This is a genomic window from Paracoccus chinensis, assembly GCF_900102885.1.
In the GTDB taxonomy this organism is placed as follows: Bacteria; Pseudomonadota; Alphaproteobacteria; order Rhodobacterales; family Rhodobacteraceae; genus Paracoccus; species Paracoccus chinensis.
In genome coordinates, this window is the sequence record NZ_FNGE01000002.1 from 65,134 (window position 1) to 90,785 (window position 25,652).

General features: G+C 70.1%; 22 protein-coding genes. All 22 read left to right on the plus strand.

All coding sequences use genetic code 11. The features are described 5' to 3' along the window. Positions 1–120 precede the first annotated feature (120 nt). The 22 genes from BLQ03_RS02245 to recN all read left to right on the plus strand — a co-directional run bounded on the left by BLQ03_RS02245 (position 121) and on the right by recN (position 25,650). Positions 121–1,221: an Mrp/NBP35 family ATP-binding protein gene (locus BLQ03_RS02245; RefSeq protein WP_090752270.1), complete on the plus strand. Its 1,101-nt coding sequence runs from the start codon at positions 121–123 to the stop codon at positions 1,219–1,221. 649 nt (positions 1,222–1,870) lie between these two features. Beyond that, the gene (gene mraZ / locus BLQ03_RS02250) at positions 1,871–2,371 is read left to right on the plus strand and encodes a division/cell wall cluster transcriptional repressor MraZ (protein WP_090752979.1); all 501 of its coding nucleotides are present in this window, start codon (positions 1,871–1,873) and stop codon (positions 2,369–2,371) included. Further along, positions 2,371–3,333, plus strand: a complete 963-nt coding sequence (rsmH, locus tag BLQ03_RS02255; protein WP_090752272.1) for a 16S rRNA (cytosine(1402)-N(4))-methyltransferase RsmH — start codon at positions 2,371–2,373, stop codon at positions 3,331–3,333. The genes mraZ and rsmH overlap by 1 nt, the downstream gene beginning before the upstream one ends. Further along, positions 3,333–3,776, plus strand: coding sequence for a cell division protein FtsL (gene ftsL, locus BLQ03_RS02260; RefSeq protein WP_245688644.1), 444 nt, complete (start codon positions 3,333–3,335; stop codon positions 3,774–3,776). Before rsmH ends, ftsL begins: the two co-directional genes overlap by 1 nt. Positions 3,777–3,781: 5 nt before the next feature. Then, positions 3,782–5,584 (plus strand): peptidoglycan D,D-transpeptidase FtsI family protein, encoded by a 1,803-nt coding sequence (locus BLQ03_RS02265; protein ID WP_090752274.1) that lies wholly within the window; start codon positions 3,782–3,784, stop codon positions 5,582–5,584. 13 nt (positions 5,585–5,597) lie between these two features. Then, positions 5,598–7,085 (plus strand): UDP-N-acetylmuramoyl-L-alanyl-D-glutamate--2,6-diaminopimelate ligase, encoded by a 1,488-nt coding sequence (locus BLQ03_RS02270; protein WP_245688662.1) that lies wholly within the window; start codon positions 5,598–5,600, stop codon positions 7,083–7,085. Further along, on the plus strand, positions 7,082–8,467 hold the full coding sequence (locus BLQ03_RS02275; RefSeq protein WP_090752276.1) for a UDP-N-acetylmuramoyl-tripeptide--D-alanyl-D-alanine ligase: 1,386 nt from the start codon (positions 7,082–7,084) through the stop codon (positions 8,465–8,467). The genes BLQ03_RS02270 and BLQ03_RS02275 overlap by 4 nt, the downstream gene beginning before the upstream one ends. A gap of 5 nt (positions 8,468–8,472) precedes the next feature. Further along, complete coding sequence (mraY, locus tag BLQ03_RS02280; protein ID WP_090752278.1) at positions 8,473–9,552, plus strand: phospho-N-acetylmuramoyl-pentapeptide-transferase; 1,080 nt, start codon at positions 8,473–8,475, stop codon at positions 9,550–9,552. A gap of 59 nt (positions 9,553–9,611) precedes the next feature. Continuing rightward, complete coding sequence (locus BLQ03_RS02285; protein ID WP_090752280.1) at positions 9,612–9,818, plus strand: hypervirulence associated TUDOR domain-containing protein; 207 nt, start codon at positions 9,612–9,614, stop codon at positions 9,816–9,818. Between the two features lie 73 nt (positions 9,819–9,891). Next, positions 9,892–11,298 carry a UDP-N-acetylmuramoyl-L-alanine--D-glutamate ligase gene (murD, locus tag BLQ03_RS02290; RefSeq protein WP_090752282.1) on the plus strand — a complete coding sequence of 469 codons (1,407 nt, stop codon included), beginning with the start codon at positions 9,892–9,894 and terminating at the stop codon, positions 11,296–11,298. 133 nt (positions 11,299–11,431) lie between these two features. Next, positions 11,432–12,598, plus strand: a complete 1,167-nt coding sequence (locus tag BLQ03_RS02295) for a peptidoglycan glycosyltransferase FtsW (RefSeq protein WP_090752284.1) — start codon at positions 11,432–11,434, stop codon at positions 12,596–12,598. Continuing rightward, positions 12,595–13,686 carry an undecaprenyldiphospho-muramoylpentapeptide beta-N-acetylglucosaminyltransferase gene (gene murG, locus BLQ03_RS02300; protein ID WP_090752286.1) on the plus strand — a complete coding sequence of 364 codons (1,092 nt, stop codon included), beginning with the start codon at positions 12,595–12,597 and terminating at the stop codon, positions 13,684–13,686. The genes BLQ03_RS02295 and murG overlap by 4 nt, the downstream gene beginning before the upstream one ends. After that, a complete protein-coding gene (gene murC / locus BLQ03_RS02305; RefSeq protein ID WP_090752288.1) occupies positions 13,683–15,107 on the plus strand; it encodes a UDP-N-acetylmuramate--L-alanine ligase in 1,425 nt (474 codons plus the stop codon). Before murG ends, murC begins: the two co-directional genes overlap by 4 nt. Positions 15,108–15,111: 4 nt before the next feature. After that, the gene (locus BLQ03_RS02310) at positions 15,112–15,408 is read left to right on the plus strand and encodes a hypothetical protein (protein ID WP_090752290.1); all 297 of its coding nucleotides are present in this window, start codon (positions 15,112–15,114) and stop codon (positions 15,406–15,408) included. Between the two features lie 142 nt (positions 15,409–15,550). Next, positions 15,551–16,468 (plus strand): UDP-N-acetylmuramate dehydrogenase, encoded by a 918-nt coding sequence (gene murB / locus BLQ03_RS02315; protein WP_090752292.1) that lies wholly within the window; start codon positions 15,551–15,553, stop codon positions 16,466–16,468. Between the two features lie 198 nt (positions 16,469–16,666). Then, on the plus strand, positions 16,667–17,554 hold the full coding sequence (locus tag BLQ03_RS02320) for a D-alanine--D-alanine ligase (RefSeq protein WP_245688645.1): 888 nt from the start codon (positions 16,667–16,669) through the stop codon (positions 17,552–17,554). Then, entirely contained in the window at positions 17,542–18,561 is a 1,020-nt protein-coding gene (locus BLQ03_RS02325; protein ID WP_245688646.1) for a cell division protein FtsQ/DivIB, read from the plus strand. The genes BLQ03_RS02320 and BLQ03_RS02325 overlap by 13 nt, the downstream gene beginning before the upstream one ends. 28 nt (positions 18,562–18,589) lie before the next feature. Further along, positions 18,590–19,927 (plus strand): cell division protein FtsA, encoded by a 1,338-nt coding sequence (gene ftsA / locus BLQ03_RS02330; protein WP_090752296.1) that lies wholly within the window; start codon positions 18,590–18,592, stop codon positions 19,925–19,927. Between the two features lie 197 nt (positions 19,928–20,124). Next, positions 20,125–21,750, plus strand: a complete 1,626-nt coding sequence (ftsZ, locus tag BLQ03_RS02335) for a cell division protein FtsZ (protein ID WP_090752299.1) — start codon at positions 20,125–20,127, stop codon at positions 21,748–21,750. 222 nt (positions 21,751–21,972) lie between these two features. Beyond that, complete coding sequence (gene lpxC, locus BLQ03_RS02340; protein WP_090752301.1) at positions 21,973–22,908, plus strand: UDP-3-O-acyl-N-acetylglucosamine deacetylase; 936 nt, start codon at positions 21,973–21,975, stop codon at positions 22,906–22,908. Positions 22,909–23,070: 162 nt separating this feature from the next. Next, complete coding sequence (locus tag BLQ03_RS02345; protein ID WP_090752303.1) at positions 23,071–23,916, plus strand: outer membrane protein assembly factor BamD; 846 nt, start codon at positions 23,071–23,073, stop codon at positions 23,914–23,916. 54 nt (positions 23,917–23,970) lie between these two features. After that, positions 23,971–25,650 (plus strand): DNA repair protein RecN, encoded by a 1,680-nt coding sequence (gene recN / locus BLQ03_RS02350; protein ID WP_090752306.1) that lies wholly within the window; start codon positions 23,971–23,973, stop codon positions 25,648–25,650. The last annotated feature ends 2 nt before the right edge of the window (positions 25,651–25,652 follow it).

Sequence of the window (25,652 nt, forward strand, 5' to 3'; positions counted from 1 at the left end):
GCAACGTTCTGGCGGAACCATCTCCAATGATGCTGCGCAGCAGCATGATCCGGGGCTCGTCTGGTTGTGGCCTGCTTGCCGTCCTATATCGCTGCCAACGACAGTCAAAGGATCGGACACATGGCGGTGAATCGCGACAGGGTGATGCAGGAACTCGAACAGGTCGCAATTCCCGGCGGCAGCAATCTGGTCAGGGCAGACCTGATCCGCGCCCTGTCGATTGCAGAGGATGAGGTGAGCTTCGTCATCGAGGCCGGCGATGCGGCCCTGGCCCGGGCGCTGGAAGGCGCCAGCGCCGAGGCCGAATCGCGGTTGCGCGCGCTGGGCTTTGCCCGCGTGCGCATTGTCACCACCGCGCCTGCGGGCAAGCAGCCCGCCGTGGCCGCGCGCTCGGGTCCGGCGGCAGGGGCGGGCGCCCCGCCCAGCCTGACCATCGGGCGGCACCCGACCCCGCAGGCCGGACCGCAGGCGATCCCGGGCGTGCGCCGCATCATCGCCATCGGTTCGGGCAAGGGCGGCGTCGGCAAGTCCACCCTGACGACCAACCTCGCTGTCGCGCTGGCGCGCAAGGGGCGGCGAATCGGCGTGCTGGATGCCGATATCTACGGCCCCAGCCAGCCGCGGATGCTGGGCGTCAGCGACCGCCCGCGCAGCGAGAACGACCGCATCATCCCCGTGCGCGCCCATGGCGTCACAATGATGTCGCTGGGCCTGATGATGAAGGAAGGCGAGGCGGTCGTCTGGCGCGGCCCCATGCTGATGGGCGCGCTGCAGCAGATGCTGAACCAGGTCGAATGGGGCGAACTGGACGCGCTGCTGGTGGATCTGCCGCCCGGCACGGGCGACGTGCAGCTGAGCCTGTGCCAGAAGGCGCCGGTCACGGGCGCGATCATCGTGTCCACGCCGCAGGACGTGGCGCTGATCGACGCCCGCCGCGCCATCGACATGTTCGACAAGCTCAAGACCCCGGTGCTGGGGCTGGTCGAGAACATGTCCTCGTATGTCTGCCCGAACTGCGGGCACGAGGCGCATCTGTTCGGCCAGGGCGGCGTCGGCGCCGAGGCGGCCGAGCGCGGCCTGCCCTTCCTGGGCGAGGTGCCGCTGGACCTGTCGGTCCGTCTCGGGGGCGATTCGGGGCAACCGGTCGCCCTGGGCGAGGGGCCGGTGGCCGAGGCCTACGGGCGTTTGGCCGACCGGCTGATCCGCGGCGACATGGCCTGAGCCTGCGGGCTTTCCTTCGGGAAATCACGGGAACGCCGGGCTTGGCCCCGGCGGGAAATCATGGGACAGGCGGTCCTTCCGGCCGCTGTCCGTCAGAATCGCAGGGCCGTGATGGGGCGTGATCGGTCCTGCGATAGGCGCTGCTCCGCCCAAGTTCCCCGGTTGCCGAAGGCAGTTTTCTTCTTGACCGGGAGAATCTGGGACTATTCTGCCACAGCGTGTTTTTCACAACATCTAGTTTTTTAACTGCGGTAGCGCACCAGATTTGGACGTGTTAACCGCTCGTTCGGCTGTCGTTCACGCCTCACGCGCGAAGCTGGGGCTGCGAGATCGTCAGTGTTCCCGCATTCACCCCATTGCTTCCCATGCTTTCCCATGGCATCCCTTCAACCACGGAAGACGGGCAGTTAAGGGGCGGTGAAGACCCCGGCCAAGGCAGGCTTCATACAGGCACCCGCGATCCGAAAAATGACCTGGCCGCGCGCGAGCAGCACCTTCCCCCGAGGTGGCGCATGAGACCGGGCGATCCCCGAAACTTCGGGGCCCAGAGATGGGACGAGGGCGGCGGATCGGGCAGTGGCAGCGGCCCGATCCGCCCTTTCCCGTTCAGGGCACCCTGTTCGGGCAGGGACAGTGGAAGGTGGCGGGCTTGGCACGCAGGTTCAGAGGCTCGGAGGAGGTCAAGGTCGACGCCAAGGGGCGCGTCTCGATCCCCGCCAAGTTTCGCCGCGTCTTCGAATCGGCCGATCCGGATTTTCCCTCCCGCAACCGCGCGCAGCTGGTCGTCGTCTATGGCTTCGCCGATTGGACTCACCTGCGTCTGTACACCATGGAAGCGATCGAGGAAATCGACGAGGGCATCAGCCGGATGCCCCGCGGCTCGGCCGAGCGCAGCTATCTGGAAACCCTGATGAACGGCCTGTCGGATGAGGCCGAGATCGACGCCGACGGCCGCCTGGTCCTGCCCCAGCGCCTGCGCGAGAAGATCGGGCTCGAGGACCGCGCCTTCTTCATGGCGCAGGGCGATTACCTGAAGGTGTCCACCCCCGAGACGCACGAGGCCGACCTGCGCGCGATCGAGGCCGACATGCCGACGCTGGAACCGGGCGCTGATCCGCTGTCCCTGCTGCCCCCGGCTTCCGAAAGCTGATGACTGCGCCGCATGTCCCTGTCCTGCTGCGCCCCCTTCTGGCGGCGGTGGCCCCCGTCCGTGGCACCTGGGTGGATGGCACCTTCGGCGCGGGGGGCTATGCGCGCGGCCTGCTGGAGGCCGGCGCTGGCCGCGTGATCGGCATCGACCGCGATCCGGCGGTGTTCGACATGGCGCGTGCCTGGGCAGGCGAGTACGGCGACCGGCTGCGGCTGGTGCCGGGGACCTTCTCGGACCTTGACGAACTGGCCGGCGAGCCGGTGGACGGCGTGGTGCTGGACCTTGGCGTCAGCTCCATGCAGCTCGACCAGCCCGAGCGTGGCTTTTCCTTTCTGCGTGACGGGCCGCTGGACATGCGCATGGGGCAGGACGGGCCTTCGGCCGCCGACCTGCTGAACACCGCCGAGGAATCCCGCATCGCCGACGTGCTGTATCATTACGGCGAAGAGCGTGCCGCCCGCCGCATCGCCCGCGCCATCGTGGCGGCCCGCCCCCTGACCACGACCGCACAACTGGCCGAAGTCGTCCAGTCCTGCCTGCCGCGCCCCAAGCCCGGCCAGAGCCATCCCGCCACTCGCAGCTTTCAGGCGATCCGCATCTGGGTGAACGACGAATTCGGCCAGCTTCTGTCTGGGCTCATGGCCGCCGAGCGCGCGCTGAAGCCGGGCGGCAGGCTGGCGGTGGTCAGCTTCCATTCGCTGGAAGACCGGGTGGTCAAGCGTTTCATGCAGGCCAGGGCCAATGCGGCGGGCGGCGGCAGCCGCTATGCGCCCGAGTTGCGGCAGGAGGCTCCCGCCTTCACGCTGCCCTTCCGCCGCGCGATCGGCGCGGATGACGAGGAACTGGCCGCCAACCCGCGCGCGCGTTCGGCCTTCCTGCGCGTCGCGGTCCGCACCGACGCGCCCGCGGGCAGGCCCGATCCGGCCGCGCTTGGCCTGCCGCAGCTTCCCGGAGGGATGTGATGCGGCCGCTTCTTTATCTCATGGCGGCGATGGTGGTGATGGGCCTGGCTTTCTGGGCCTATCGCGAGAATTACCGCACCCAGGCGCAGATCGACCAGATGCAGGCGGTGCAGCGGGACATCGCGGGCCTGCGGGAAAACCTGGGCGTGCTGCGCGCCGAGTGGGCCTATCTGAACCGCCCCGACCGGCTGCGCCAGCTTGTGGACATGAACTTCGAGCGCCTGCGCCTTGCGCCCGTGCAGGCCAACCAGTTCGGCACCGCGCGCAACATCGACTATCCGCCGCCCGAGCCCGTGGCGCCGCCGACCGAACTGACGCCCGGCGAGACAACCGCCGGCTGGGTGCCCCGCACGCCCTCGAACAACCGCGGCGCGCCGGTGCCGCGCCCCGCCTTGCCCCTTCCCGCAGACCTTGTCGCCGAGCCTGACCCGACAGAGGAGTGACCGCCATGATCCGCACCCCCTTGCGCCCCCTGGCCCGCATCCTCAGCGCCCGGCAGGCCGGTCAGGACCCCGACGAGATAGAGGCCGAGCTGCGCGCCCAGCGCCACGCCGAGATTCAGGATCGCGCCCGCCGCCGGGCCGAGACGCGGCTGAAATGGATGGTCGTCTGCTTCGTGGTGGCCTTCGGCACCGTGGGCCTGCGGATGGGGGCGCTGGCCAGCAGCCAGCCGGCCGAACCCCGCGCCCATGCCTCGGGCGCGCAGATCATCTCGCAGCGGGCCGACATCGTGGACCGGCGCGGGCGGGTGCTGGCGACAAACCTGTCCACCCACGCGCTTTACGCCCATCCCCGCGACCTCGTGGACCCCGCGACGGCGGCGGCCAAGCTGGCCAGGATCTTCCCCGACCTCGACGCCGAGCGGCTGAAGAAGGACCTCACCGGAGAGCGCAAGTTCGTCTGGATCAAGAAGAAGCTGTCGCCCGAGCAGATGCAGGCCGTCCATGACATCGGCGAGCCGGGCTTGGTCTTCGGTCCGCGCGAGATGCGGCTTTACCCGAACGGGCGGCTTGCCAGCCATGTCCTCGGCGGCTCGCAGTTCGGGGCCGAGGGCGTGAGTTCGGCCGAGGTCCTGGGCATGGCGGGTGTCGAAAAGGCCTTCGACCGCTGGCTGCGCGACCCCGCCAATGGCGGCGCCCCCCTGCAGCTGTCCATCGACCTGACCGCCCAGGCGGCGATGGAGGAGGTGCTGGCCAACAGCATCAAGGTGATGAACGCCAAGGGCGCGACCGGCATCCTGATGGAGGTGAAGTCGGGCGAGATCCTGGCCATGGCGAGCCTGCCCGACTTCGACCCCAACGACCGCCCGAGGCCGCTGACCAAGGGCGACCCTTCGGACAGCCCGTTGTTCAACCGTGCGGTTCAGGGCGTCTATGAGCTCGGCTCGACCTTCAAGATCTTCCCCATCGCGCAGGCGATCGACGAGGGGCTGATCAACGCCAACACCATGATCAACGCCTCCTCGCCCATGAAGATCGGGAAATACCTGATCCACGACTTCCACAACTACGGCGGCCAGCTGTCCGTGCGCGACGTGCTGGGCAAGTCCTCGAACGTGGGCACGGTGCGGATCGCGCAGATGCTGGGGCCGGAACGCCAGCAGAAGTTCCTCAAGGACCTCGGCTTCTTCGAGCCCACCCCAGTCGAGATGACCGAGGCGCCGACCGGCAAGCCCATCGTGCCCTCGCGCTGGCCGGCGGTGACGGCGGCAACGGTGTCCTTTGGCCACGGGTTGGCGGCAAGCCCCCTGCATCTCGCCTCGGCCTTCGCAACCATCGGCAACGACGGGCGTCGCGTGCGCCCGACGCTGATCCACCGGAAGGTGCCGGTGCAGGGCGAACAGGTGCTGTCGCCCAAGGCCGCCAAGCAGGCGCGCGATCTGCTGCGCTACGTCGTGACCAAGGGCACCGCCCGTCAGGCCGAGGTCGCGGGCTACGAGGTCGGGGGCAAGACCGGCACCGCCGACAAGCCGCGCCCCGGCGGCGGCTATTACAAGAACCGCAACGTCTCGACCTTCGCCTCGATGTATCCGACCGACGATCCCGAATACGTGCTGGTCGTGACGCTGGACGAGCCCAAGGTCTCGGCCGCCGGCGGGGGCGAGATGCGCACGGCGGGCGCCACCGCCGCCCCGGTCGCCGCCGCCCTGATCCAGCGGCTGACGCCCATGCTGGGCCTGCAACCCGACGGGCTGAAGCTGCCCGTGATTGAACCCCGTCCGGCCGATGCCGTAAGGGTCTCGGCACAATAAGGACCGAGGGATGATGGACAACGACAAGGCCATGAACCTGTCCCGGCTGGGGCTGCGGGCAGGGGACGGACGCGATCCGCTGATCACCGGCATCTCGGTCGATTCGCGCCAAGTCCGCGACGGGCACCTGTTCGCGGCGCTGCCCGGATCGGCGTCGCATGGGGGCGAGTTCATCCAGTATGCGCTGCGCCAGGGTGCGGCGGCCATCCTGACGGACCGCCAGGGCGCCGAGATCGCCGCAGCCGAGCTGGCGGCATCTTCCGCAGCCCTGGTGGTGGCCGAGGACCCGCGCGCGGCGCTCGCCGGTGCGGCCGCCCTATGGTTCAAGGCCCAGCTCGAGACGGTGGTGGCGGTCACGGGCACCTCGGGCAAGACCTCGGTCACGACCTTCACCCGCCAGATATGGCAGGCGCTGGGCCTGAAGGCGATCAACCTCGGGACCATGGGCGTGCAGGGCGATTTCACGGCCAGGCTTGCCCACACCACGCCCGAGCCGGTGACGCTGCATCGCGTCCTGTCCGAGGCTGCTGCGGCGGGCGTCACCCATGCGGCGATGGAGGCATCCTCGCACGGCCTCGACCAGCGGCGGCTGGACGGGGTGCGGGTCGCGGCAGGGGCCTTCACCAACTTCAGCCAGGACCACCTGGACTATCACCACGACTTCGACAGCTACTTCGCGGCCAAGGCGCTGCTGTTCAACCATATCCTCGAACCTGGTGCTGGGGCGGTGATCTGCACCGACGACGCACGCGGTCGCGAGGCCGCGCAGATTGCCCGCGACCGGGGCTTGCGGCTGCTGACCTATGGCCGGGCCGAGGATTGCGACCTGCGCATCCTCGCCCAGCGCTATGACGCCACGGGGCAGGAGCTGCGCTTTTCCCTGAACGGCCAGACGCATCTGATCCGCCTGAACCTGATCGGCGGCTTCCAGGCGGAAAACGTGCTTTGCGCGGCTGGCCTCTGCATCGCGACCGGTGCCGACCCGCAGCGTGTCATCGGGGCGCTGCCGGGCCTGACTACCGTGCGCGGCCGGATGGAGCTGGCGGCCCAGCGCCAGAACGGGGCTGCGGTCTTCGTGGACTACGCCCACAAGCCCGGCGCCGTGATCGCAGCGCTGCAATCGCTGCGGCCGCATGTGATAGGCCGCATCATCGCCATTGTCGGCGCGGGCGGCGACCGCGACCGGGGCAAGCGCCCGCTGATGGGCGAAGCCGCGCGGCAATATGCCGACATGATCTATGTGACCGACGACAACCCCCGGACCGAAGACCCCGCCGCCATCCGCGCCGAGGTCATGGCGGGCGCGGGTCCCGACGCGACCGAGGTCGGCGACCGCGCCGAGGCGATCCTGCGCGCCGTGGACGCGCTGGAACCGGGCGACGCGCTGCTGATCATGGGCAAGGGGCACGAGACGGGCCAGATCATCGGTTCGGACGTCTTCCCCTTTGACGACGCGGAACAGGCCTCCGTCGCCGTCGCCGCGCTGGACGGCACGATATGAGCCTCTGGACCTCGACCGACGCCGCCGCCGCGACCGGCGGCCGCGTGACCGCCGACTGGGTTGCCGAGGGCATCTCGATCGACACCCGCACGCTCCGGCCCGGCGACCTGTTCGTCGCACTGAAGGACGCGCGCGACGGCCACGACTTCGTGGCTCAGGCGCTGGAGAACGGCGCGGCCGCCGCGCTGGTCAGCCGCATCCCCGAAGACGTCGCCCCCGACGCCCCCCTGCTGGTCGTGGACGACGTCCTGCCCGCCCTGGAGGCGCTGGGCCGCGCCGCCCGCGCGCGCACCAGGGCGCGGGTGCTGGCGATCACCGGCTCGGTCGGCAAGACCTCGACCAAGGACATGGCCGCCGCCGCGCTTTCCCCGCAGGGCCGGGTCCATGCCGCCGAGGCGAGCCTGAACAATCACTGGGGCGTGCCCCTGACGCTGGCGCGGATGCCCGCCGACACCGACTGGGCGATCCTCGAACTGGGCATGAACCACCCGGGCGAGATCGCGCCCCTGTCGCGCATGGCCCGCCCCCATGTGGCGATGATCACCACCGTCGGCGCCGCGCATATGGAGGCCTTCGGCAGCCTCGAAGGCATCGCCGTGGAAAAAGCCTCGATCTTCGAGGGGCTGGAGCCCGCGGGCCACGCCATCATCCCTGAGGACCTGCCCGTGACGCAGATCCTGCGCGACGCCGCCGACCGCGCCGGCGCCATCGTCGTGGGCTTCGGCCGCGACGGGATGGCGAAACCGGTGTCCTCGGCGGTGGCCGAAGGGGAAACCCGCGTCCGCGCCCGCGTGCTGGGCGAGACGCTGGACTTCACCCTTTCCACCGCCGGCGCGCATTTCGTGATGAACGCGGTGGGCGTGCTGGCCGCCGTCACCGTACTAGGCGCCGAGCCGAAGGCGTCGGCCGGGGGCCTTTCCGACTGGCGCCCCTACAAGGGCCGCGGCGGGGTGGAACGGATCGGCGGGATCACGCTGATCGACGACAGCTACAACGCCAACCCGACCAGCCTCGCCGCGGGCCTTGCGACCTTGGACGCCATGCCGCCCGGCCGCCGCGTGGCGATCCTGGGCGACATGCTGGAACTCGGCGAGGACGAATACGCCCTGCACCGCGCCATCGCGGATTACCCGCAGATGCAGGGGGTTGCGCTGGTCCATGCCTGCGGTCCCCGGATGCGCCACCTGATGGAGGCGCTGCCCGCAGATCGCCGGGGCCTCTGGTCCGAGGATGCCGCCGACCTCTGTGCCCGCGCGGGGGAACTCGTCCGCGACGGCGACGTGGTCTTCGTCAAGGGCTCCAAGGGCTCTCGCGTGGCAAGCGTGGTTGACGCGATCCGCCGGGCACGGCAGACGCCCGCATCTGATAACAACAAGGGGTAAACCCGATGCTCTACTGGCTGGCGGACCTGTCCGACAATGGCGGCCTCTTCAACCTGTTCCGCTACATCACCTTCCGCTCGGGCGCGGCATTCTTCACGGCGCTGATCTTCGGCTTCATCTTCGGGCGGCCGCTGATCGACTGGTTGCGCGTCAAGCAGAAGAAGGGTCAGCCCCTGCGCGAGATCGGCCCGGATCATTTCGCCAAGGCGGGCACGCCCACCATGGGCGGCATCCTGATCCTGTCGGCGCTGTTCGTCTCGACCCTGCTTTGGGCGCGGCTGGACAACGGCTATGTCTGGGTCGTGCTGCTGGTGACGGCGGCCTTTGCGGCCATCGGCTTTGCCGACGACTATGCCAAGGTCACCAAGCAGCACCACGCGGGCGTGTCGGGCCGCGTCCGCATGGCGATCGGGCTGGGCGTGGGGGCGCTGGCAGGTCTCGCCGTGATCTGGCTGAACCCCGACCCGCTGTCGGGGCAACTGGCGCTGCCGTTCCTCAAGGACGTGCTGATCAACCTCGGTGTCTTCTTCATCCCCTTCGCCATGCTGGTGATCGTGGGCGCCGCCAATGCGGTGAACCTGACGGACGGGCTGGACGGCCTCGCCATCGGCCCGGTGATGATCGCCGCCGTCACCTTCGGGATCATCGCCTATCTTGTCGGCAACGCGAATTTCGCCAACTACCTCGGCGTCCACTTCGTCCCCGGCACGGGCGAGATCGCCGTCTTCGTCGCCGCCCTGATCGGGGGCGGTCTCGGCTTCCTGTGGTACAACGCGCCGCCCGCCGCCGTCTTCATGGGCGACACCGGCAGCCTCGCCCTGGGCGGCGCGCTGGGCGCCATCGCCGTCTGCATCAAGCACGAGATCGTGCTGGCCATCGTCGGCGGCCTTTTCGTGGTCGAGGCGCTGTCGGTCATCATCCAGGTCGCCTATTTCAAGCGCACCGGCCGCCGCGTCTTCCTGATGGCCCCGATCCACCACCATTTCGAGAAGAAGGGCTGGGCCGAGCCGCAGATCGTCATCCGCTTCTGGATCATTGCCGTGATCCTCGCGCTGATCGGGCTGTCCACGCTGAAGCTGCGCTAGAGGGGAACTGCCCGCCTGCCCCGGTGTTCGACTGTTGACCCATGACGGAGGAACATCGGATGGCGGACGAGTTTCATCCGGGCCAGCGCGTCAGCTGGCAAAGCTCGGGCGGCACGTCGCATGGCAAGGTCCTGCGCAAGCTGACCTCGCGCATGAAGATCAAGGATCACGAGGTCGCCGCAAGCGAGGACGAGCCGCAGTATCTCGTCGAAACCGACAACGGCGCGCAGGCGGCCCACAAGCCCGAGGCGCTGAAGCCCCTGTAAGCGTCGGCAAGGTTGCCGCCGCCCAGCGTCCATGCGACACCGGTCCCCGCATTTTCGTTGCTGCCGGTGCCGCATGATCCCCGTCCAAGGCGTTCAGAACCAGACCATCGCCGTCCTTGGCCTCGGCCGCTCGGGCCGGGCCACCGCCGCCGCGCTGCGCGAGGGTGGCGCCACCGTCGTCGCCTGGGACGACAGCGCCGAGACCCGGGCGCAGGCGGAAGCCGAGGGCTTGCCGCTTCTCGACCTGACCCGGGACACGGGCTGGCGCGACAGGATCGACGCCCTGATCACCTCGCCCGGCATCCCGCATCTTTATCCGCATCCGCATCCGGCCATTGCGCAGGCGCTCAGGCGCGGCGTGCCGGTGGACAACGACATCGGGCTGTTCTTCCGCAGCTTCGGCGCGCTCGACTGGGCGGGTTTCGACACGGCCCCGCGGGTGATCTGCGTCACCGGCTCGAACGGCAAGTCTACCACCACGGCCCTGATCCACCACATCCTGCGGGCGGCGGGCCGTCCCACGCAGATGGGCGGCAACATCGGCACCGGGGTGCTGTCGCTGGAGCCGCCCGTGGACGGCGAGGTCGTGGTGCTGGAACTGTCCTCCTACCAGACCGACCTCGCCCGCGCGCTGACGCCAGACGTGGCGGTCTTCACCAATCTATCGCCCGACCACATGGATCGCCATGGCGGCTTCGGCGGCTATTTCGCGGCCAAGCGGCGGCTGTTCGCGGAAGGCGGCCCGGACCGCTGCGTGATCGGCGTGGACGAGGACGAGGGGCGCTATCTCGCCAACCAGATGGGGCAGGGGCCGCAGGACGACCGGGTGATCCGCGTCTCGGTCGAGGACAAGCTCGACGGCTTCGGCTGGTCCGTGTCCGCGCGCAAGGGATACCTGTCCGAGTGGCGCAAGGGCCGGCAGATCGCCTCGATGGACCTACGCGGGATCAGGGGCCTGCCCGGCGCGCACAACCACCAGAACGCCTGCGCCGCCTACGCCGCCTGCCGCAGCATCGGGCTGGCTCCGCGCGACATCGAGGCGGCCTTCCACAGCTTCGCGGGCCTGCCGCATCGCAGCCAGACGGTGGCCGAGATCAACGGCGTACGATGGGTGAACGATTCAAAGGCCACCAACGTCGATTCGGCGGAAAAGGCGCTGATGGCTTTCGAGAACATCCGCTGGATCGCGGGCGGCATGGGCAAGGAAGGTGGCATCGCCGCGCTCGCGCCGCTGTTTCCGCGCATCCGCAAGGCCTACCTGATCGGCCACTCCGCCCGCGACTTCGCGCTGCAACTGTCCGACACGCCGCATGAGGTCGTCGAGACGATGGAAGCCGCCGTCGCCCGCGCCAGCGCCGAATCCGAGCCCGGCGACACGGTGCTGCTCGCCCCGGCCTCGGCCAGCTTCGACCAGTATCCGAACTTCGAAAAGCGCGGCGAGCATTTCACCGCGCTGGTCGAGGCCCTGCGCCGGGGCTGAACCGAACGGCGGCCCCGCGCAGGGCCGTCCTGCGGCGCAATCATTTTCTAGCCTCAAGCAGCCATTCGCGCTATGGTCGCGCCCAGACCCGGGCCAAACCGGGCAGGGCAGAGGCAGTGTCAGCGGTGAACCCATGACCGAGATGGTCTTTGGCGCCACACCCGTTCGGGTGGGCGATCCGATTCTTCCACGCTGGTGGCGTACGGTGGACAAATGGGCGCTGGCCTGCGTGCTGGCGCTGTTCGCGCTGGGGCTGCTTCTGGGGCTCGCGGCCTCGGTGCCGCTGGCCGAACGCAACAACCTGCCCGCCTTCTACTATGTCTCCCGGCAGGCGGCTTTCGGGGGCATGGCGCTGGGGGTGATGCTGGTCGTGTCCATGCTGCCGCCCGTGCAGGTGCGCCGCCTGGGCGTGCTGCTGTTCCTGGGGGCACTGGCCACGGTCATGGCGCTGCCCATCATCGGCACCGACTTCGGCAAGGGGGCGACGCGCTGGCTGTCGCTGGGCTTTGCCTCGGTCCAGCCGTCCGAGTTCCTCAAGCCCGGCTTCATCGCCCTTTGCGCCTGGTTCATGGCCTCGGCCCAGGCCGTGGGCGGACCGCCGGGGCGGCTTTATTCGTTCTTCGTGGCGGCAACGGTGATCGTCGTGCTGGCGCTGCAGCCGGACTTCGGCCAAGCCTCGCTGATCCTGTTTTCCTGGCTGGTGATGTATTTCATCGCGGGCGCGCCGGTCCTGCTGATCGCGGGCACCATCGGGCTGGCCGGCATGGGCGGCATGTTCGCCTATGCCAACAGCGAGCATTTCGCCCGCCGCATCAACGGATTCCTGTCGAACGAGGTCGATCCGCGCACCCAGATCGGCTATGCCACCAACGCCATCCAGGAGGGCGGCTTCTTCGGCGTCGGCGTGGGCGAGGGGACGGTGAAATGGTCGCTGCCCGACGCGCATACCGACTTCATCATTGCAGTCGCGGCCGAGGAATACGGCTTCGTCATGGTCATGGCGATCATCGCGCTTTACTGCGCGATCGTCGTGCGCTCGCTCTGGCGGCTGCTGGGCGAACGCGACCCCTTCGCGCGCATCGCCGGCACGGGGCTGGCCTGCGCCTTTGGCGTGCAGGCGCTGATCAACATGGGCGTGGCCGTGCGGCTGCTGCCCGCCAAGGGGATGACGCTGCCCTTCGTCAGCTATGGCGGCTCGTCGGTGATCGCTTCGGGGATCACGCTGGGGATGCTGCTGGCGCTGACGCGCACCCGTCCGCAGAACGCGCTGGCGGACGTGCTGGGGCGTGCGGCACGATGAGCGGGGCGGCAAGGCTGGCCCTGATCGCCGCCGGGGGCACCGGCGGGCACATGTTCCCGGCGCAGGCGCTGGCGGAACGGCTGCTCGCTGACGGCTGGCGGGTCAAGCTGTCCACCGACGACCGCGGCGCGCGCTATGCCGGGGGCTTCCCGCCCGAGGTCGCGCGCGAGATCGTGCGATCCGCCACCACCGCGCGGGGCGGTCTGGCGGGCAAGCTGTCGGCGCCCCTGCGGATCGGGCAGGGGCTGATGGGCGCACTGAGGGCCATGCGCCGCGACCGCCCGGCGGTGGTCGTGGGCTTCGGCGGCTATCCGACGATCCCGGCGATGGGTGCGGCCTCGATCCTGGGTGTGCCGCGCATGATTCATGAACAGAACGGCATCATGGGCCGGGTGAACCGCATCTTCGCCCGCCGCGTGGACCGGATCGCCTGCGGCACCTGGCCCACCGAGCTGCCGCAGGGGGTCGAGGGTGCCCATGTCGGCAACCCTGTCCGCCAGGCGGTTCTGGACCGCGCCGCCGCGCCCTATCACCCACCCGGCGACGGCGCGCTGCACCTGCTTGTCATCGGCGGCAGCCAGGGAGCGCGGGTCCTTTCGGACTGCGTGCCCGCCGCCGTGGCTGCCCTGCCGGACGAGCTGCGCGTGCGCCTGCAGGTCAGCCACCAGGCCCGCGCCGAGGACGCCGAGCGCGTCACCCGCGCCTATGCCGAGGCCGGTATTCGCGCCGAGGTCCGGCCCTTCTTCACCGACGTGCCCGAACGGCTCGCCGCCTGCCAGCTGGTCGTCAGCCGGGCAGGGGCCTCCTCCATTGCCGACATCACCGTGATCGGGCGGCCCGCGATCCTGATTCCCTTCGCCGCCGCGGCGGGCGACCACCAGACCGCGAACGCGCGGGCATTGGCGGAATCCGGCGCAGCGGTCGTCCTGCCTGAATCCGTGCTGGACGCGGAAAGCCTGGCGCGCGATCTGCGGGCGATCCTGACGGACGGCCCCCGCGCCAAGGCGATGGCCGAAGCCGCCCTTTCCCTCGGCCGCCCAAACGCGGCGGCCCGACTGCATGACCTTGTGACGGAACTGACCCCATGAACGCAGCCACCAAGCTTCCCGGAGAACTCGGGCCGATCCACTTCGTAGGCATCGGCGGCATCGGCATGTCCGGGATCGCCGAGGTGCTGATGACGCTGGGCTACACGGTCCAGGGGTCCGACGCCAAGCGGTCCAAGATCACCGACCGGCTGGAGTCCCTGGGCGCCACCGTCTTCGAGGGCCAGCGCGCCGAGAACGTCGGGGATGCGGGCGTTGTGGTGATCTCGACCGCCATCAAGAAGGGCAACCCCGAGCTTGAGGAAGCGCGCCGCCGCGGCCTGCCTGTTGTTCGCAGGGCCGAGATGCTGGCGGAACTGATGCGGCTGAAATCGAACATCGCCATCGCGGGCACCCACGGGAAGACCACCACCACGACCATGGTGGCGACGCTCCTGGACGCGGGCGGGCTGGACCCGACCGTCATCAACGGCGGCGTGATCCATGCCTATGGGTCCAACGCGCGGGCCGGTGCGGGCGAGTGGATGGTGGTCGAGGCCGACGAATCGGATGGCAGCTTCAACCGCCTGCCCGCGACCATCGCCATCGTCACCAACATCGACCCCGAGCACATGGAGCACTGGGGGTCCTTCGACGCCCTGCGGAAGGGCTTCACCGACTTCGTGTCGAACATTCCCTTCTATGGGCTCGCCGTCTGCTGCACCGACCACCCCGAGGTGCAGGGTCTCGTCGGACGCGTCACCGACCGACGGGTCGTGACCTTCGGCTTCAACGCTCAGGCCGACGTGCGGGCGGTGAACCTGCACTACGAGAACGGCATCGCCCATTTCGACGTGGCCCTGCAGGGGGAACGCGGAGAGGACGGCGAGGTGCCGATGATCGAGGGCTGCACCCTGCCGATGCCGGGCGATCACAACGTTTCCAACGCGCTGTCGGCCATTGCCGTGGCGCGTCATCTCGGGCTCAAGCGGTCGCAGATCCGCGATGCGCTGGCGGCCTTCGGCGGGGTGGGGCGGCGCTTCACCAAGGTGGGCGAGGTGAATGGCGTCACCATCATCGACGACTATGGCCACCACCCGGTGGAGATCGCCGCGGTACTCAAGGCCGCGCGGCAGGCGACCAAGGGCCGGGTGATCGCGGTCCACCAGCCGCACCGCTATTCGCGGCTGTCGAACCTGTTTGACGACTTCTGCACCTGCTTCAACGAGGCTGACGTGGTCGCCATCGCCGAGGTCTATTCGGCGGGCGAAGACCCGATTCCCGGCGCCAGCCGCGACGACCTTGTGGCGGGGCTGATCGCCCATGGCCACCGCCACGCCCGCGCGGTGATGGACGAATCCGATCTCGCGCGGCTGGTGCGCGAGCAGGCGCGGCCGGGCGACATGGTGGTCTGCCTCGGCGCCGGGACGATCTCGGCCTGGGCCAACGCCCTGCCCGAACGGCTGGCGCTGAAGGCGGCCTGATCCCGTGATCGGCGACTTTGCCCTGCCGGCCGCCCTGGCCGGGACTCTGCCGGGGCTTCTGGCCTGGCTGGCCGCGCGGCGATTCGGACTGGCGGGGCTGATGGGGGCTCTGGCGGCCTGCGGGCTGCTGGCGATCGTGGGCTGGAACCTGACCCGCGACGTGCTGACGGGTGACGACCAGATGCGCCGCGCGGGGGTCATCTTCTTCATCGTGGTGCCCGGCGTCGTTTCCCTGATCCTTGGCGCCATCGCGGGTTTCTGGGAAGCCCATCGCCGCCGGATCGATTCGCCCGACCGCTGATGGGGGCTTCCGCCCCCGGCGCCTTGCGCCTCCCCCGAGGATATTTGGGGACAGAAGATGGGCCGTGGCCGCATGAGAATGGTCCGGCTTGCCCGTCCCGCGCCTCTGCCCTAGGCGGGGCCGCGAGAAAGGAAAGCTTCCGATGAATGAACTCCCGCCGATCCGGGGCACGCTGACGCAGGACCGACCCTTGGCCGACCTGACCTGGCTGCGCGTGGGCGGGCCTGCCGACTGGCTGTTCCAGCCCGCCGACCGCGAGGACCTGGCGCTGTTCCTGCGGAACCTCGTGCCCGAGGTGCCGGTCTTCGTGATGGGCGTGGGCTCGAACCTGATCGTGCGCGACGGCGGCATCCGGGGCGTGGTGATCCGGCTGGGCCGCGGCTTCAACGGGATCGAGATCGCGGACGGGCTGGTCCATGCGGGCGCCGCCGCGCTGGACATGCACGTGGCGAAACGCGCGGCCGAGGCGGGGCTGGACCTGACCTTCCTGCGCACCATCCCCGGTACCATCGGCGGCGCGGTCCGCATGAACGCGGGCTGCTACGGTTCCTACGTCGCGGACCACCTGGTCGAGGCCGAGGTGGTCACGCGGCAGGGCGAATCGCGGGTGCTGGCGGCGTCGGATCTGCGACTCGCCTATCGATCCTCGGCGCTGCCCGAGGGCTGGGTGCTGACCCGCGCCACCTTCCGGGCCGAGCCCGGCGACCCCGAGGTCTTGGCCGCCCGGATGGAGGAGCAACTTGCCCGGCGCGACGCGAGCCAGCCCACGCGCGAGCGCAGCGCCGGCTCCACCTTCCGCAACCCGGCGGGGTTCAGCTCCACCGGTCAGGCGGACGACGTCCACGACCTCAAGGCCTGGAAGCTGATCGAGGGCGCGGGCCTGCGCGGTCATCGCCTGGGGGGCGCGCAGATGAGCGAGAAGCACCCGAACTTCCTGATCAACACCGGGGGCGCCACCGCCGCCGAACTGGAGGATCTGGGCGAGCTGGTCCGCGCGCGGGTGCGTGAAGCCAGCGGCCACGAGCTTGCCTGGGAGGTCGTGCGGGTGGGCGAGCGCTGATCGCGCGAAACGTGCAAAGCCGCCAGAATCCTCTTCCCCCATCCACGGCTTTGTGACTATCATCTCTTCATCGAAAAACGCCGTGCAAGGCGTTGGAAAACCGGGGACGAAGATCCCCGAACCAGTCCCCGGCTTACGGGGCGAAAGGCAGATGTGGCGGGCAGGTCGAGCAGGACAGCCCACACCGTAGCGGTCCTGATGGGCGGCCCCTCGGCGGAGCGGGAGGTGTCGCTGTCGTCGGGGCGCGGATGCGCGGATGCGCTGCGGGTGGCAGGATACGAGGTGGTCGAGATCGCTCTCGGCCGCGATGACGCCGCAACCCTGCCTGCGCGGCTGGCCGAGGCCCGCCCCGACGTCGTCTTCAACGCGCTGCATGGCCGGATGGGCGAGGATGGCCGCGTCCAGGGCCTGCTGGAATGGCTGGGCTACCCTTATACCCATTCGGGCGTGCTGGCCTCGGCGCTGGCGATGGACAAGACCCGCGCCAAGCAGGTCTTCCGCGACGCGGGCCTGCCGGTGGTCGACAGCGTGCTGGCCCGCCGCGAGGAGGTGCGCGCGGGCCACGTCATGCGCCCGCCCTATGTGGTGAAGCCGAACGACGAGGGCTCGTCCGTCGGCGTCTACATCGTGCGCGAGGGTGACAACGTCGCGCCCCTGTCCGACGAGATGCCCGCCGAGGTCATGGTCGAGGCCTATGCGCCGGGCCGCGAGCTCACCACCGCCGTCCTGGGCGACCGGCCCTTGGGCGTGACCGAGATCGTGACGGCGGGCTGGTACGATTATGACGCCAAGTATTCCGAGGGCGGCTCGCGCCATGTCGTCCCCGCCGGGATCCCGGACGAGATCGCGCAGGCCTGCCTGGACTATGCCCGCCGCGCGCATGAGGCGCTGGGCTGCCGCGGCCTCAGCCGCACCGATTTCCGTTGGGACGATTCGCGCGGCCTCGAGGGGCTGGTGATCCTGGAAACCAACACCCAGCCGGGGATGACGCCCACCTCGCTCGCGCCCGAGCAGGCGGCCCATGCCGGCATCGATTTCCCGGCGCTCTGCCGCTGGATCGTGGAGGACGCGCTGTGTCGGGACTGAAGGACTTCACCCGGTCGTTCCAGGCGGCCGTCCAGCCCGCGCCCGTGCGCCGCGTCGGCGCCCGCCCGGCTCCCGCCCGCGCGCCCCGGCGCGAGCCCGGCCCCTCGCGGCTGGCCTACCGGCTGAACCGGCTGTGGCTGACGCCGCTGTACCGGCGGCTGCTGCGCGTGGGCCTGCCTGCCTTCCTCGTCTGCCTGATCGGCGGGCTGTGGCTGGCCGACGACACCCGCCGCGCGAACCTGACCGGCGCGATGACGTCCATGGTGGACCGCATCCAGTCGCAGGAAGCCTTCATGGTCCACAGCATGGAGATCGAGGGCGCCTCGCCCGCCGTGGAAAAGGGCCTGCGCGCCATGCTTCCGGTGACGCTGCCCGCGTCGAGCTTCGACATCGACCTGCCCGAACTGCGCGCCTCGGTCGAGCGGCTGGACGCCATCGAGAAGATGGAGCTGCGGATCAAGCCGGGCGGCGTGCTGTCGGCCGTCGTGACCGAACGCAAGCCCGCGATCCTGTGGCGCCATGCGCGCGGGCTCGACCTGCTGGATTCCCAGGGGCACCGCGTGGCCTCGATCACCTCGCGCGACATGCGGGCCGACCTGCCGATGATCGCGGGCGAGGGCGCGGGCGACCGTGCCGCCGAGGCGCTGGCCCTGATCGACCTGGCCGGTCCCATCCTGCCGCGCCTGCGGGGCCTGGAACGGATGGGCGAGCGGCGCTGGGACGTCGTTCTGGACCGTGGCCAGCGGATCATGCTGCCGACCGACCGCCCCTTGGCCGCGCTGCAGGCGGTGCTGGCGATGGACCGCGAGGACGGGCTGCTGGGGCGCGACGTGGTGGCCGTGGACATGCGCGATCCCTCGCGCCCGGTGCTGCAGATGGGTCTGGCCGCGCAGAATACGCTGCGCCGCGCCGCCGGGCTGCCGGAACTGGACGCCGAGGGCAATCTGATCGACCCCGAAGCGGGGGCGAAGGGCGGCGAGAAGACCGCCGCCGCGTCACGCGGCTGAGGCAGGGGCAGGAAGGAACGGAAAAGGGATGCGCGATCTTTACGAGGCTCAGCGGGCGATGCGGCAGATGCGCCGCCAGGCGATGGCGCGCGGGGTCATGGCGGTGCTGGACATCGGCACCTCGAAGGTCACCTGCATCATCCTGCAGTTCGACGGCCCCGGCCAGTTCCGCGAAACCGACGGCGTGGGCCCCATGGCGGGGCAGTCGTCCTTCCGCGTGATCGGCCAGTTCACGACCCAGTCGCGCGGCGTCCGCTATGGCGAGATCGAGACCATGGCCGATGTCGAGCGCTGCGTCCGCCATGCCGTGCAGGGCGCGCAGAAGCAGGCGGGCGTCCGCGTCGATCACGTCATTGCCACGATCTCGGGCGCGCGGCCCGCGTCCTATGGGCTGGCTGGCGAGATCCCGCTGCGGTCCGGCAAGGTGACCGAGGAAGACGTGGCCGCCGTGCTGGCCGCCTGCGACGCTCCCGACTTCGGCAAGAACCGCGAGGTGCTGCACGCCCAGCCCGTGAACTTCGCGGTCGATTCGCGCTCGGGCCTGTCGGACCCGCGCGACATCGTGGGGAACACCCTGTCGGTGGACATGCATGTCCTGACGATCGACGGATTCGCGGCCTCGAACCTTGTCCACTGCATCCGGCGCTGCGACCTTGAACTGGCGGGCGTGGGCTCGGCCGCCTATGCGGCGGGCCGCGCGGCGCTGGTCGAGGACGAACAGGAACTGGGCGCGGCCTGCATCGACATGGGCGGCGGCGTCACGGGCGTCTCGCTGTTCCTCAAGAAGCACATGCTGTTCGCCGACGCAGTGCGGATGGGCGGCGATCTGGTCACCCGCGACATCAGCCAGGGACTGCGCGTGCCGCTGCCGGTCGCCGAATGGCTCAAGACGCGCCATGGCGGGCTCGAGGCCACGGGCCGCGACGACCGCGAGATGATCGACGTCACCGGCGAGCCGGGCGAGGACTGGGACGGCGAGCGCCGCTTTGTCAGCCGCGCCGATCTCATCGGAATCATGCGCCCCCGCGTCGAGGAGATCCTGGACGGCGTGCGCGAGATCCTGGAAGCGGCGGGCTTCGACCAGATGCCCTCGCGCCAGGTGGTGCTGACCGGGGGCGCGAGCCAGATCCCGGGGCTGGACACGCTGGCCATGCGCATCCTGGGCTACAATGTCCGCATCGGCCGGCCCCTGCGCATCCAGGGGCTCGCGCAGCAGCACACCGCCTCCTGCCACGCCGCGACCGTGGGGCTTGCCCTGCACGCTGCCAACCCGCAGGATGAATGGTGGGACTTCGAGATGCCAGCCGAACGCGCGGGCGTGGTCGGTCTGCGGCGGGCCTATCGCTGGTTCCGCAACAACTGGTGAGAGAGGGACGCAGGCGGATCGAACCGCTTGCGTCGTCGGCGACATATCGCCAAAAGCCAGCGTGCCAAGTGCGGCATCTCGGGATATGTGGCGATTGGCAAGTGACGGCGGGGTGCAATCTGCTACCCTTGCCGCGAGCGGCGGAATCGACCGGGCGCCCTGACGCGCCGGCACAAGAAACAGAAGGGCAGGCGGCGATGAACCTCAACCTGATGATGAGTGACGACGACGAGCTGCGCCCGCGCATTACCGTCTTCGGTGTGGGCGGCGCGGGCGGCAACGCCGTCAACAACATGATCGAGAAGCAGCTGGACGGCGTGACCTTCGTGGTCGCCAACACCGACGCGCAGGCCCTGGCGCAAAGCCGGTCCGAGGCGCGCATCCAGCTGGGCCCCAAGGTCACCGAAGGCCTGGGCGCGGGCGCCAAGCCGTCGATCGGGGCGCAGGCCGCCGAGGAAACCATCGAGGACATCGTCGATCACCTGATGGGCGCGCACATGTGCTTCATCACCGCCGGCATGGGCGGCGGCACCGGCACGGGCGCCGCGCCGATCATCGCGCAGGCCGCGCGCGAGATGGGTATCCTGACCGTCGGCGTCGTGACCAAGCCCTTCCAGTTCGAGGGTTCCAAGCGGATGCGGCAGGCCGACGAGGGCGTCGAGAACCTACAGAAGGTCGTCGATACCCTGATCATCATCCCCAACCAGAACCTGTTCCGCATCGCCAACGAGAAGACCACCTTCACCGAGGCCTTCGCGCTGGCCGACGACGTGCTGTACCAGGGCGTCAAGGGCGTGACTGACCTGATGGTGCGTCCGGGCCTGATCAACCTCGACTTCGCCGACGTGCGCGCGGTGATGGACGAGATGGGCAAGGCCATGATGGGCACGGGCGAGGCCACCGGCGACAACCGCGCCGTCGAGGCCGCCGAAAAGGCCATCGCCAACCCGCTGCTGGACGAGATCAGCCTGCACGGCGCCAAGGGCGTCCTGATCAACATCACGGGCGGCCACGACCTCACCCTGTTCGAGATGGACGAGGCGGCCGAGAAGATCCGCGAGAAGGTCGATTCCGACGCCAACATCATAGTGGGCTCGACGCTCGACCCGACGATGGAAGGCAAGGTCCGCGTGTCGGTCGTCGCCACGGGCATCGACAGCTCCGCCGCCGCCGAAGCGCCTGCCCCGCGCCGCGGCCTGAAGGAGCCGCTGACCCAGACGCCGTCCGTCGGCAGCCGCGCCACGGCCCCCGCCGCCGCGCCCGCCCCCGAGGAAGCCCCCGTGCCGCCGCGCCGCAGCCCGGTCATGGAAAGCCCTGCCGCGCGCCCCGCGCCCGCGCCCGAGGACCTGCCCGAGCCCGCCTATCGCCCCGCGGCCGAGCCGGTTGCCGAGGCCCGTCCCCCCGTCCGCGTCGACACGCGCAGCATGGACCAGCGCCTGAGCGATCCGGCGAGCGAGTTCACCGCCCCCTCGCGTCCGCAGGCCCCGCGCGGCGAGCCCGCCCCCGCCATGAAGGAACGCCTCGACCGCGCCCTGAACCGTGGCGCCGAGGTGCCGGTCGCCCCCCGGCGGCCCGGCGCTCCGGCAGCCCCCGCTGCCCCGACGCCGCAGGGCCGCATGTCGGGCCTGGGCCGGATGCTGAACCGCGTCGCCGGAGCCGCCCCCGAGGCCGAGCGTCCGCGTCCCGAGACGATCGCCGAACGCGTGAGCGACCGCTTGGCCCGTGCGCGTCAGGTCGAGACCGATTTCGACGATCTCGCCTCGCCCGATGCCGCTCAGGACAACGTGGAAATCCCCGCCTTCCTGCGCCGCCAGGCGAACTGAGGCGCCCCGCTGGGGCCTTCCGGAAGGTGCCGGATTGCAACAGGCAAGAGGCCGCGAACGCGGCCTCTTTTTCTTTTTTGCGCAACGATTTGGCCTTTGGGGCACACTTCCGGGTTGCATGTTACAGGCCGTCACAAATCGTTAATTGAGCCGGGGGCGGGGTGACCATAAGTCTGTGCCAACGGGGAACCATGCCGTTTCCCAACTTGGACGGACAGACCCATGCAGGCCACTCTCGCAACCCCAGCCCGGTTCACGGGCGCCGGACTCCACTCGGGCAAGCCCGCGCGGCTGGTGATCAACCCGGCCCCGGCTGGACATGGCGTCGTCTTCCGCCGCACGGACCTTGGCGGCCTGCGTATCCCTGCTCGCTGGGACCATGTGGTGCCGTCGCCGCTCTGCACCCTGCTGAAGGGCGAGAACGGGGCCACCGTCTCGACCGTGGAACATGTCATGGCGGCGCTGGCCGGGACCGGTGTCCACAATGCGCTGATCGACATCGACGGACCGGAAGTGCCGATCCTCGACGGCTCCTCCGCGCCCTTCGTGGCGGGCATCCTCCAGGCCGGCCTGTTCCATTCGCCCGAGCCCCTGCGCGCGATCCGCGTCCTGCGGCCGGTCGAGGTGCATGAGGGCGCGGGCTACGCCCGGCTGTCGCCCGCCGACCACCTGCAGATGGACTTCACCATCGACTTCACCGACGCGGCCATCGGGCACCAGCAGAAGCAGCTGGACCTCGCCAACGGCACCTTCGTGCGCGAGCTGATGGATTCGCGCACCTTCTGCCGCCAGGCGGATGTCGAGGCGATGAAGGCGAACGGCCTGGCCCTGGGCGGCACCTATTTCAACGCCGTCGTCGTGGACGGGGACCGGGTGCTGTCGCCCGGCGGCCTGCGCCACCGCGATGAACCCGTGCGCCACAAGATGCTGGACGCGGTGGGCGACCTCGCGCTGGCGGGCGCGCCGCTGCTGGCGCGCTACAGCGGCAACCGCGCGGGCCATGCGATGACCAACAAGCTGCTGCGCGCGCTGTTCGCCAGCGATGACGCTTGGGAATGGACCACCTGCACCGATGAACTGGAGGGCCAGTTGCCCGGTGCGGGCCTTCTGGCGCATCAGGCCGCCGAGGCCGAGACGCGCCGCCGCGCCGTCGCCTGACCGGCGGCGGCCTGCCCTTGCAGTCAGGTCACGCGCCTTTGCCCGGCAGCCGACTTGCCCTTTTGCGCGGCTCCATGTTGTGTGCTAGGACGGCTGGGCCGCGCGCCGGGCGCAGGCCGGACGGACGCGAGCCGCAGGACGACGGGACGGACAAGGACAGACATGGCATTCAGCAATACGCGCCTCGTGCTCATGGCGGTCGTGGTGTCCCTTTCGCTGGCGGCGTGCGGTCGGCAGGATGCCGGCACCCGCGCCGAGCCGCTGGACAACTTCACCGCCGAGCAGATCTGGAAGCGCGGCGAATACGAGCTTGAGAACCGCAACCGCCCCAAGGACGCGGTCCATTACTTCAGCGAGATCGAGCGGCTTTATCCCTATTCCGAATGGGCCAAGCGCGCCCTGATCATGCAGGCCTATTCGCATCACAAGGCCGGCCAGTATGACGAGGCGCGCGGCGCGGCACAGCGCTTCATCGACAACTATCCGGGCGACGAGGACGCGGCCTATGCCAAGTACCTGCTGGCGCTCAGCTATTACGACCAGATCGATGAGGTCGGACGCGACCAGGGCCTGACCTTCCAGGCCCTTCAGGGCCTGCGCGAGGTGATCGAGCAGTATCCCGACAGCGAATACGCGAAATCCTCGGTGCTCAAGTTCGACCTGGCCTTCGATCACCTGGCCGGCAAGGAAATGGAGATCGGCCGCTACTACCTCAAGCGTGGTCATCACACCGCCGCCATCAACCGCTTCCGCGTCGTGGTCGAGGATTACCAGACCACCACCCACACGCCCGAGGCCCTGATGCGGCTGGTCGAGGCCTACCTGGGCCTTGGCCTGACGGACGAGGCGCAGACCGCGGGGGCGATCCTGGGGCACAACTTCCGGTCGTCGCCCTTCTATCAGGACGCCTATGCCCAGTTGCGCGGGCGCGGGCTGACGCCCACGCCGCAGGGGAACAGCTGGCTTACGCGGATCTACCGCGAGGTGATCCAGGGCCGGTGGCTGTAGGACAACAAGGCAATAGGCGCGGCGAGCCGGAGAAACCGGCGGAAACGGGGTCGGATGCTTCGCACTCTGGACATACGCGACATGCTGCTGATCGACCGGCTGTCGCTGGATTTCGCGCCGGGGCTGAACGTGCTGACGGGCGAGACCGGCGCGGGCAAGTCGATCCTGCTGGACTGCCTGGGCTTCGTACTGGGCTGGCGCGGCCGGGCCGAACTGGTCCGCACGGGCGCGACCCAGGGCGAGGTCACGGCAGTCTTCGACCTGCCCCCGGGCCATCCCGCGCGCGCGGTGCTGGAGGATGCAGGCATCGAGGCCGAGGACGAGTTGATCCTGCGCCGCGTCAATGCCGCCGACGGCCGCAAGACCGGCTGGGTCAACGACCGACGCGTCTCGGGCGAGGTGCTGCGGGCGCTGTCGGATGCGCTGGTGGAATTGCACGGCCAGCATGACGACCGCGGCCTTCTGAACCCGCGCGGGCACCGGATGCTGCTGGACGCCTTCGGGGCGCTGGACCTGTCGGGCGTCCGCGCCGCCTGGGCCGCGCGGCGGCAGGCCGCGGCCGCGCTGGCCGAGGCCGAGGCCGCGATCGAGGCCGCCCGGAAAGAGGAAGACTTCCTGCGCCATGCCGTGGCCGAGCTGGAAAAGCTCGCCCCCCAGCCTGGCGAGGAGGCCACGCTGGATGTCGCCCGCCGCCAGATGCAGGCGGCCGAGCGGGTGCGCGGCGACGTGGCCCGCGCGCTGGCGCTGCTGGCCGGCAGCGGCTCGGACCTTGGGGCCGAGGGGCTGATCGTCGAGGCGAGCCGCTGGCTGGAAGGCGCCGCCGACAAGCTGGGCGACGATCCCGAGGAGGGTCTGGCCGAGCCTCTGGCCGCGCTCGCCCGCGCCTCGATCGAACTGGGCGAGGCCACGCGCGGGGTCGAGGACGCCCTGGCGCGCATGGACTTCGACCCCCGCGCGCTGGAGGCCGCCGAGGAGCGGCTGTTCGCCCTGCGCGCCCTGGCCCGCAAGCACGATGTGCTGCCCGACGATCTGGCGACACTGGCCGCCGAGCTGTCCACCCGCCTTCAGGCGCTCGACGCGGGCGAGGCGCGGCTGGCGGACCTGCAGCAGGCCCTGCGCGAGGCCGAGGCCGGTTACGACGCTGCCGCGAAGAAGATCAGCGCCGAGCGGCGCGCGGCGGCGGGGCGGCTCGATGCCGCCATGGCCGCCGAGCTTGCGCCCCTGAAGATGGAGCGCGCCGTCTTCGAGACCCGGGTGACCGGGGGCGAGCCCGGCCCCGATGGCCGCGACGCCGTGGCCTTCACCGTGGCCACCAACCCCGGTGCCCCTGCCGGCCCGCTGGACCGCATCGCCTCGGGCGGCGAGCTGTCGCGCTTCCTGCTCGCGCTCAAGGTCTGCCTTGCGCGCGGGGGCGAGCCGCTGGTGATGATCTTCGACGAGATCGACCGGGGCGTGGGTGGGGCCACGGCAGACGCCGTGGGCCGCCGCCTTGCACGGCTGGCCGATGGGGCGCAGGTGCTGGTCGTCACCCATTCGCCGCAGGTCGCGGCCCTGGGGCAGCAGCATTTCCGCGTGGCCAAGTCGGTCGAGGATGGCGTCACCACCTCGCGCGTGACGGCGCTGGACGCGCCCGAGCGGGTCGAGGAGATCGCCCGGATGCTGGCCGGCGAGGAGATCACCCCCGCCGCCCGGGCCGCCGCCCAGGCGCTGCTGACCGCGGGCGCGCCCGCCTGAGG